The sequence below is a fragment of the Amycolatopsis sp. A133 genome, from assembly GCF_031082405.1.
Lineage (GTDB): Bacteria > Actinomycetota > Actinomycetes > Mycobacteriales > Pseudonocardiaceae > Amycolatopsis.
Map to the genome: position 1 here is coordinate 229,088 of NZ_JAVHJU010000017.1, position 9,107 is coordinate 238,194.

At 72.2% G+C, this 9,107-nt stretch carries 8 protein-coding genes; 3 read left to right on the forward strand and 5 right to left on the reverse strand.

Annotated elements, in window-relative coordinates; all coding sequences use genetic code 11:
• The first annotated feature begins 119 nt into the window (after positions 1–119).
• Positions 120–1,154: a zinc-dependent alcohol dehydrogenase family protein gene (locus Q5425_RS16500; protein WP_308673100.1), complete on the forward strand. Its 1,035-nt coding sequence runs from the start codon at positions 120–122 to the stop codon at positions 1,152–1,154.
• A gap of 55 nt (positions 1,155–1,209) precedes the next feature.
• Entirely contained in the window at positions 1,210–2,655 is a 1,446-nt protein-coding gene (locus Q5425_RS16505) for an aldehyde dehydrogenase family protein (RefSeq protein ID WP_308673101.1), read from the forward strand.
• Here the strand turns inward: Q5425_RS16505 and Q5425_RS16510 are convergent.
• From Q5425_RS16510 to Q5425_RS16520, 3 genes are all read right to left on the reverse strand, one after another.
• Positions 2,652–4,157 (reverse strand): FAD-dependent oxidoreductase, encoded by a 1,506-nt coding sequence (locus Q5425_RS16510; protein ID WP_308673102.1) that lies wholly within the window; start codon positions 4,155–4,157, stop codon positions 2,652–2,654. The two genes, Q5425_RS16505 and Q5425_RS16510, sit on opposite strands and share 4 nt — an antisense overlap.
• 72 nt (positions 4,158–4,229) lie before the next feature.
• Positions 4,230–4,937 (reverse strand): maleylpyruvate isomerase N-terminal domain-containing protein, encoded by a 708-nt coding sequence (locus Q5425_RS16515; protein WP_308673103.1) that lies wholly within the window; start codon positions 4,935–4,937, stop codon positions 4,230–4,232.
• Positions 4,938–4,947: 10 nt separating this feature from the next.
• Complete coding sequence (locus tag Q5425_RS16520) at positions 4,948–6,657, reverse strand: GMC family oxidoreductase (RefSeq protein WP_308673104.1); 1,710 nt, start codon at positions 6,655–6,657, stop codon at positions 4,948–4,950.
• 165 nt (positions 6,658–6,822) lie between these two features.
• Between Q5425_RS16520 and Q5425_RS16525 the strand changes: the two genes are divergently transcribed.
• Positions 6,823–7,023: a DUF397 domain-containing protein gene (locus Q5425_RS16525; RefSeq protein WP_308673105.1), complete on the forward strand. Its 201-nt coding sequence runs from the start codon at positions 6,823–6,825 to the stop codon at positions 7,021–7,023.
• Here Q5425_RS16525 and Q5425_RS16530 read toward each other — a convergent pair.
• Both Q5425_RS16530 and Q5425_RS16535 read right to left on the reverse strand, forming a co-directional pair.
• Positions 7,007–8,140: a GuaB3 family IMP dehydrogenase-related protein gene (locus tag Q5425_RS16530; protein ID WP_308673106.1), complete on the reverse strand. Its 1,134-nt coding sequence runs from the start codon at positions 8,138–8,140 to the stop codon at positions 7,007–7,009. The genes Q5425_RS16525 and Q5425_RS16530 overlap by 17 nt on opposite strands.
• A 124-nt stretch (positions 8,141–8,264) precedes the next feature.
• Positions 8,265–8,795 carry a hypothetical protein gene (locus Q5425_RS16535; protein ID WP_308673107.1) on the reverse strand — a complete coding sequence of 177 codons (531 nt, stop codon included), beginning with the start codon at positions 8,793–8,795 and terminating at the stop codon, positions 8,265–8,267.
• Positions 8,796–9,107: the final 312 nt, after the last annotated feature.

Below are 9,107 nucleotides of genomic sequence, written 5' to 3' on the forward strand. Positions count from 1 at the left end.
CCGAAAATCTAGGGGCGCCGCGGCCGCCGCACCCCCGCCGTTTGTCACGAGAACCACACCCGGGAATGCCCGTCCCCTCGCCGCCGATCTTACTTAGGGAAGCTAACGAAAGGACTTGCATGCGAGCGACAGTCATCTACGGCGCCGGCGACGTGCGGGTGGAGACCGTTCCCGACCCGAAGCTGGTGGAGCCGACCGACGCCGTCCTGCGGGTCGTGCGGTCCTGCATCTGCGGCAGCGACCTCTGGCCGTACGCCGACATGGCGCCGAGCGAGCACGGCAGGCGCATCGGGCACGAGTTCCTCGGGATCGTCGAGGAGGCCGGCGCGGGCGTCACGAGCGTCAAGAAGGGCGACCTCGTCATCGCGCCGTTCGTCTACTCGGACAACACCTGCCAGTTCTGCCGGGAAGGCCTGCAGACCTCCTGCGTGCACGGCGGGTTCTGGGGCGCGAAGGGCGTCGACGGCGGCCAGGGCGAAGCGGTCCGCGTGCCGCAGGCCGACGGCACCCTCGTCAAGGTTCCCCACACCGACGACGACGCTCTGCTCGCGTCGCTGCTCACGCTGTCGGACGTCTTCCCCACCGGTCACCACGCCGCGACGAAGGCCCGCGTGAGCCCCGGTCAGAACGTCACCGTGATCGGCGACGGCGCTGTCGGCCTTTCCGCCGTCCTCGCCGCGAAGCGCCTCGGCGCCGAGCGGATCGTCCTCATGGGACGCCACCAGGCCCGCACCGATCTCGGCCGCGAGTTCGGCGCGACCGACGTCGTCGCCGAGCGCGGCGAGGAAGGCATCGAGAAGCTCCGCGAGCTGACGAACGGCGAAGGCACCCACGCCGTCCTCGAATGCGTCGGCACGAAGCCCGCCTTCGAGATGGCCGTCGGCGTGGTGCGCGCGGGCGGTGCGGTCAGCCGCGTCGGCGTCCCGCAGTACGAAGAGGGCCCGATCGGCCCGGCGCTGTTCCGGCGCAACATCACCGTCACCGGCGGCGTCGCCCCGGCGCGGCACTACATCCCCGAGCTGCTGCCGGACGTCCTGGAGGGCAAGTACCAGCCCGGCAAGGTCTTCGACCGGACGATCGACGTCGAAGGCGTCCCCGGCGGCTACCGCGCGATGGCGGACCGCGAGGCGCTGAAGGTGCTCATCAAGCCGTGACCCGTCCGGGTGGGGGTGCCCCTGCCGGTCCCCCACCCGGATTACGTTGGTACGCATGGACATGATCACCCCCGAGCCGCGCCCCGCCTGGATCGCCGGCCGCCCGGAAGCGGGCGCCACCACCCTCGTCGTGCACCACCCGTACGACGGCAGCGAGGTCGCCACGGTCGCCGTGCCCGGGCCGGAGCAGGTCGAACGCGCGGTGGCCGCCGCGGCGGCGGTCGCCAAGGAGTTCCGGCGCAGCCCAGCCCACCTGCGCGCGGGGGCGCTCGACCACGTCTCCCGCGTGCTCGCCGGGCGCGCCGAGGAGATCGCCGAAGTGATCACCGCCGAGAACGGCAAGCCGCTCAAGTGGGCCGAAGCCGAGGTCAAGCGCGCGGTCTCGGTGTTCCGGATCGCCGCCGAGGAGGCCCGCCGCTTCACCGGCGAAGTCCAGCGCCTCGACACCGACCCCGCCGGCGAGGCGCGGCTGGCGCTGACCCGCCGCGTCCCGCGCGGGCCGGTGCTCGGCATCGCGCCGTTCAACTTCCCGCTCAACCTGGTGGCGCACAAGGTGGCGCCGTCGCTGGCGATCGGCGCGCCGATCATCGTCAAGCCCGCGCCGCGGACGCCGTTGTCGGCGCTGATCCTCGGCGAGGTCCTGGCCGAGACGGACCTGCCGGAAGGCGCGTTTTCCGTGCTGCCGCTGGGCAACGAGGAGACGCAGCAGCTCGTCGCCGATCCGCGGCTGCCCGTCGTGTCGTTCACCGGCTCCGGCCCGGTCGGCTGGTCGCTCAAGGACGCGGCGCCGCGCAAGCACGTCGTGCTCGAACTCGGCGGCAACGCGGCGGCCGTCGTGCTGCGCGACTGGCCCGACCCCGAAGGCGCCGCGCACCGCATCGCCACCTTCGGCAACTACCAGGCCGGCCAGTCCTGCATCGCGGTGCAGCGGGTGATCGTCGACGCCGCCGTGGCCGAGGAGTTCGTGCCCGCGCTGCAGGAAGCCGTCGAGGCGCAGCGGACCGGCGATCCCTACGACCGCAACACCGACGTCGGCCCGGTGGTCGACGAAGCCGCCGCCGAACGGATCGTCGCGTGGATCGACGAGGCCGTCGAAGCGGGCGCGAAGGTGCTGACCGGCGGCACCCGCGACGGCGCGACCGTCGCCCCGACACTGCTCACCGACGTCCCGCCGGACACCAAGGCCTGGACCGAGGAGATCTTCGGCCCGGTGCTCGCGGTGTCCGTTGTGGACGGTGTGGACGCCGCCTTCCGCTCGGTGAACGACTCCGCGTACGGCCTGCAGGCGGGCGTCTTCACCACCGACGTCCAGCTGGCGTTCCACGCCTCGGCGGAGCTGGAGGTCGGCGGCGTGATCATCGGCGACGTCCCGTCCTACCGCGCCGACCAGATGCCCTACGGCGGCGTCAAGGGCTCCGGCGTCGGCCGCGAAGGCGTGCTCGCCGCCATGCACGACCTGACGGAGGAGCGCGTCACCGTCTTCACCGGCATCGACCTCTAGCTGATCACGCCCTGCCCGAACCGGAAGACGTTCTGCGGGTCGTACTTCTTCGCGACGTCCACCAGCCGCTTCGCGTTGTCGCCGTAGTAGGCGGCCTTCCAGTCGGGCAGGGCGGGGTCGATGTAGTTGACGTACCCGCCGCCCGCACCGGCCGCGGCGAGCCCGGCGACGACTTCGCCGACCGCCTGCGTGACCTTCGTCCGGTTCTTCGCCGTCGCGGGCGCGTAGACCTGCACGCTGGCCAGCGCGTCGCGGTGCCAGAACGCGGTGGCGTCCTTGGCCGGCCCGGCGACCGCACCGCCGAGACCGTCGATGAGCAGGTCCATGCCCTGCCGGCCCTCGGCGACCGCGACGACCTTCGCGGCGTCGACCGGGGTGGTGATGATCCGCGACGACGCGATGAACGACTGACGGTTCGAGCTGCCCTCGAAGTACTTCATGGCGCCGAGGTAGTCCAGGCTCTTCACCACGCGCTGCGACGGCCGGGCGCCGGCGTTGGTGGTCAGGTTGTTCAGCAGCGTGTTCAGCCCCGCGGCGCCCCCGACGTAGCAGCCGGCGACGCGGCACTGGACCGGCGAGCCGCCCGACAGCACCAGGTTCGCCCAGAGCTCCGGCGGCATCGCGGTGATCCACTGCTGCCAGGCGGCGAACAGGCCGGCCGCGGACCCGGCCGGGAAGTGCAGCGAGAACACCGTCACCTCCTCCGGCGCCGGATCGGTGTCGAAGGTGAACTCGGTGACGATGCCGAAGTTGCCGCCGCCCCCGCCGCGCAGGGCCCAGAACAGGTCCGGTTCCGAGCTCGCGGACGCGGTGAGCGTCCGGCCGTCGGCCGCGACGACCTGCGCGGAGCTCAGGTGATCGCAGGTCAGGCCGTACTTGCGGGCGAGCACGCCGATGCCGCCGCCGAGGGTCAGCCCGGCGATCCCGACCGTCGGGCAGGTGCCGGCGGGCAGCGCGCGCCCGGCCCGGCCCAGTGCGGCGTAGACGTCCCTCAGCTTCGCGCCGGCACCGATGACGGCCTTGCCGCCCTGGACGTCGATCTTGTTCAGCGCCGCCACGTCGACGACCAGCCCGCCCTCGGGCACCGAGTAGCCGGCGTAGCTGTGGCCGCCGCTGCGCGCGGCGATGGTGACGCGCCCGGCGGCGGCCTTCACGCAGGCCTGGACGTCCTCGACGGTCGACGCGGTCGCGATGGCGACGGGGTTGTTGCTGTCGAACAGCGGGTTGAACGCGTGCCGGGCGGTGTCGTAGCCCGCGGCGCCCGGGCGCAGCAGGCCACCGGTCAGCTGGGTGCGCAGGTCGTCCCAGTTCGGCGGCCCGGTGGGCAGCCGGGTGGCGGGTGTGGTGGCCGTCGTGGCCGCCGGGGCGGTCGAGCCGGCCGGCACCGAAGGGGTGTCCGGCCCGCACGCGGCGACGACGGCCCCGGCCGCGGAGACCCCGGCGATCCGCAGGAACGTCCTCCGGGGGACGCCGGGCCGCCCCTGGTCGTGCTCACTGTCCACAGCGGACTCCTCGGTGCCGGGGACGCCCAGTGTAGAGCGGGCGCAGGGCGTTCACCGGGCGAAGCGGGCCGGTCACGCCCAGGCCGGGATCCGGGGCACGTCGCCGTCGAGGGCGGAGCCGTCGGAGCGCCCGCTGAGCCAGGCCAGCAGCGCACCGGCCGACCCGCGGACGGTCGTCTTCGGGGCGGCGCCCATCGTCCACTCGAACCCGTCGGTGACCAGGCGCAGGGCGGGCAGGTGGGTACCGCGGGAGGTGACGGCGTGCTGGACGACGTCCTCGGTGAGCGGGCCGAGCAGCGCCAGCACGCGGTCGAGGTCGTACCCGCGATCGAGGTCGGCGAGGTGGATGGTCAGTTCGGACAGCCGCATCCGCGCCACGACGGCCCCGGTGACGGGCGCGCCCTGCCGGTTGCGGGCCTCCCGCGCCCAGGCGTCGTCCGGCAGTTCGCCGGCGTACCGCTCGAAGCGCCCGGCCGACGCGACGAAGTCCGCGAGCAGATCGGCGGCCGCGCGCTGGGCCCCGGCTTCGATGTCTTCCTCGCGGGCTTCGGCGCTGGCGTACATCGGGGTCTCGACGCCGGTGTTCGCCCAGGTGAGCAGGTTGCGCAGCCCATCGGCGTTGCGCGCGACGTGCGCGAGGACGTGAGCGCGCGACCAGCCGGGCAACGCACTGGGGGCGCGCAGCTCGGGCTCGCCGAGGCCACCGATGGCCCGCGCCCATTCGTCGTCGAGCTTCCGGATGCCTTCGAGCAGCGCGGGTGCCTTCTCGGGTGCCGTCACGGCCCCGAGTCTAGGACCGTCGCAGGGCCGCCGGGGCAGCCGCCGGAACGGCCGGGTTCTTCGGCGCCACCGGCTCCAGCCGGGTGTAGGGCGCGTCCTGCGGGGGACGCAGGTCCTCCTCGCCCTTGTTGGGCCAGAAGGAGAACGCGCGCTCGGCCTGGGCCGTGATGGTCAGCGACGGGTTCACGCCCAGGTTGGCCGTGATCGCCGCGCCGTCCACCACCGACAGGCCGGGGTAGCCGAACACGCGGTGGTACGGGTCGATGACCCCCTCCTCGGCCGTGGCGCCGATCGGGACGCCGCCGATGAAGTGCGCCGTCAGCGGGATGTCGAAGATCTCGCCCCACGTGCCGCCCGCGATGCCGCCGATGTGCTCGGCCGTGCGCTCGTTGGCCTCGTGGCCGGCCGGGATGAAGCTCGGGTTCGGCTCGCCGTGGCCCTGCTTCGACGTGTACTTGCGGCGGCCGAACAGGCCGCGCCGGGTGTACGTCGTGATCGAGTTGTCGAGGCTCTGCATCACCAGCAGGATCACCGTGCGCTCGCTCCAGCGGTAGCCGTTGAGCAGCTTCGCCGCCTGGACCGGGTGCTTGAGCATGAACGTCACCGCTTGGCGCCACCGCGGCACCGGCAACGTGCCGTCCGTCGCGATCGTCTGCAGCAGGCTCATCGCGTTGCTGCCCTTGCCGTAGCGGACCGGCTCGATGTGGGTGTTGTCGTCCGGGTGGATCGACGACGTGATCGCGACGCCGCGGCTGAAGTTGCGGCTCTCGTCGACCTCGGTGCGCGCCGCGCCGATGATCGCCTCGGAGTTGGTGCGGGTCAGCTCGCCGAGCCGGCGGGACAACCGGGGCAGGCGTCCGGTGTCCTTCATCCGGTGCAGCAGGTTCTGGGTGCCCCAGGTCCCGGCGGCGAAGACGACCTTCCCGGCCGTGATCGTGGTCCGGAACCGCTTCGACGTCGTCCCGGTCTTCTTCAGCGAGACTTCGTAACCGCCGTCGACCGGGGTCACGGCCGTCACCGTGGTCAGCGGGATGACCTGGGCGCCGTCCTGCTCCGCGAGGTAGAGGTAGTTCTTGACCAGCGTGTTCTTCGCGCCGACGCGGCAGCCGGTCATGCACGAACCGCACTCGGTGCAGCCGACGCGCTCGGGACCGGCGCCGCCGAAGTACGGGTCCGCGGCGCGCTCGCCCGGCTTGCCGAAGTAAACGCCGACGGGCGTCGGGTGGAACGAATCGGCGACGCCCATGTCCTTCGCGACCGCGCGCATCACGACGTCCGACGGGGTGACGGTCGGGTTCGTGACGACGCCGAGCATGCGGCTCGCCTGGTCGTAGTGCGGGGCGAGCTCGGACTCCCAGTCGGTGATGTGCGACCACTGCCGGTCGGCGTAGAACGGCTTGAGCGGCCGGTACAGCGTGTTCGCGTAGACGAGCGAGCCACCGCCGACGCCGGCGCCCGCCAGCACCATGACGTCGTTGAGCATGTGGATGCGCTGGATGCCGTAGCAGCCGACCTGTGGCGCCCACAGGTAGCGCTTGAGGTCCCAGGACGTCTTCGCGAATTCGTCGTCGGCGAACCGCCGGCCCGCCTCGACGACGGCTACCCGGTAGCCCTTCTCGGTGAGCCGCAGCGCCGCGACGCTGCCGCCGAACCCCGACCCCACCACGACGACGTCGTAGTCGAGGCCACCGACACTGGTGATGGTGTTACTGGCAGTCACACCTGGAGCGTAACTCCGCGTCCGCGTTCTGACCAGAGGTAAGTTACCGGCCAGTCACCCTTCCGGACGCTTGTCCCACGACAATTGTGGGTAATGATCAGAGAGCTCGATGTTCACGACGGCGATTCACCGCCGCAACGGGACACGATTTCCGGGAGGACCACGATGGGCCCCCACAAGCTGACCGGTTGGCGCAAGTCGAGCCACAGCCACTTCGAAGAGAACGCCTGCATAGAGATCGGCACCGGACCCGGTGTTGTCGGCGTGCGGGACACCAAGCAGGCCGCGGTGGCGGCCCGCCCGGTGCTCGTCTACTCCGCCGGCGCCTTCGCCGCGTTCCTCGCGCAGCTCACCGGCGAACGGTGAGCCCCACGCGCTGGAACTCCTTGAGGTCCGAGTAGCCCGTCTTCGCCATGGCCCGGCGCAGCGCGCCGAAGAGGTTCACCGCCCCTTCCGCGTCGGACGACGGCCCGAACAGCAGGGTCTTGAGGTCGACGGCGTAGTCCGGACCCGCCGCCACGCGCGAGCGCGGCAACGACGGGTGCGCGGCCGCCGCCGTCCAATACAGGCCCTGCCCGGGCGCGTCCGACGCGGCGGCCAGCGGGGAGCCGAGCATGACGGCGTCCGCGCCGCACGCGATGGCCTTGGCGATGTCGCCCGACACCGTCATGCCGCCGTCCGCGAGCACGTGGACGTACCGGCCGCCCGTCTCGTCGAGGTAGTCCCGGCGAGCGGCCGCGGCGTCGATGATCGCCGTGGCCATCGGAACGCCGATGCCGAGGACGCGGTCGGTGCTCGTCACGCCCGGGGTGTAGCCGTGGCCGACGATGACCCCGGCCGCGCCGGTGCGCATGAGGTGCATCGCGGTGCGGTAGTCGCTGACGCCGCCGGCGATGACGGGGACGTCGAGGCGGCCGATGAAGTCCTTGAGGTTCAGCGGCTCGGCGTCGCGCTGGACGTGCTCGGCGGAGATGATCGTGCCCTGCACGACGAGGATCTCGACACCGGCCGCGATCAGGTCGGGGGTCAGCTCGGCGGCGTGCTGCGGGCTGACGCGCGCGGCCACCGTGACGCCGGATTCGCGGACCGTCTTGATGGCCTCGGTCAGCAGGTCGAGCCGGATCGGCGCGGCGTGCAGCTCCTGCAGGACGCGCCCGACCGCGGTCGGGTCCTCGAGGTCCTCGGCCGCGCGGACCAGCTGGAAGATGGCGTCCTCGACGTTCGCGTGCCGGGCCCAGAGCCCTTCGGCGTTGAGCACGCCCAGGCCGCCCAGCTCGCCGACGGCGACCGCGGTGCCGGGCGAGACGATCGCGTCGGTCGGGTGCGTGACGAGCGGCAGGTCGAAGCGGTAGGCGTCGATCTGCCAGGCGGTGGACACCACCGAGGACGAGCGAGTCCGCCGTGAGGGCACGATCTCGACGTCGTCGAGGTCATACGCCCGCCGCGCGGTGCGGCCCATCCCGATCTCGACCAGGTCCCGCACGTGAAGCCTCCTCCGACGACGACAATCTGCCGTGCCCCATTGTCGCTAGTCCGCGTGGGTGACGTGCGCACGGGGGTTGGAACAGCAGCACACGGGCAGTGCGCCCACCGGTCTCCCGGCACGGCTACACCCGCACGAACACGGCGACCGGCGCCAGCAAGGCCCCCAGCGCGAGGGCCAGCCACGTCGCCACCGGCGGGTAGACGTTGAGCCGGACCGCGCCGAAGTACACCGCACCCAGCGCCAGCAGGCTCGCGACGATCAGCAGGACCGGCCGGATGACGCCCGGGCGCAGGTCGACCACGCTGCCGCCCGCGCGCAGGTAGGCGACGCTCCCGTCGGCCGTGGAGATGTCGAGGGTCACCGGCTGGCCGGGCGGGAGGTCCAGCCCGGGGCCGACCGCGGTGACGCGGTAGTGCCGCCCGCCCGCGGCGTCCACGGTGATCGTGTGGCTCTCCGCGTCCTCGTCGCCGCCGAGCGGGAGCGCGCCCCGCTCGTGGGACACCACCTCGCCCTCGACGCGGTACGCCGGCGCGTCCCGGCCGGCCAGCACCTGGCACATCAGGCAGACCACACCGCCGAGGAACAGCGACACCAGCGCGACGGCCGTGAAGAACACCTTGCGCACTACGCGGGTGAACCGGTCGGCCGTCATGCGCTCAGTGCACACCACGACCAGCACGCAAGGCGATAGACCGATTACCGTAAGCACGCTAGGTCACGGTGACTTCCCGTTCGGACGTACGACCGGCGAAGGGGTACAGCAGGACGATCACATGCGTGTGCTCCCGCACGATCGCGCCGGAACCCGCCCGGTAGCTGGCCACTCGGCGGAGGCGGGCTCAAGCGCCCCAATGTGGCATTGGTTGCGTTGAACGCACCGAACGCCACTTGGGTTCTTGGGGTGGTTGCAACATCGTGTGGTTGGAGGGTGTTGTGGCTGGTCGGGTGGGTCGGGTGTCGTTGC

Coding starts and splice junctions, on each gene's coding strand:
- Q5425_RS16535 (WP_308673107.1), bottom strand. CDS start 8,795: ATGACGGCCGACCGGTTCACCCGCGTAGTGCGCAAGGTGTTCTTCACG.
- Q5425_RS16525 (WP_308673105.1), top strand. CDS start 6,823: ATGGGCCCCCACAAGCTGACCGGTTGGCGCAAGTCGAGCCACAGCCAC.
- Q5425_RS16505 (WP_308673101.1), top strand. CDS start 1,210: ATGGACATGATCACCCCCGAGCCGCGCCCCGCCTGGATCGCCGGCCGC.
- Q5425_RS16500 (WP_308673100.1), top strand. CDS start 120: ATGCGAGCGACAGTCATCTACGGCGCCGGCGACGTGCGGGTGGAGACC.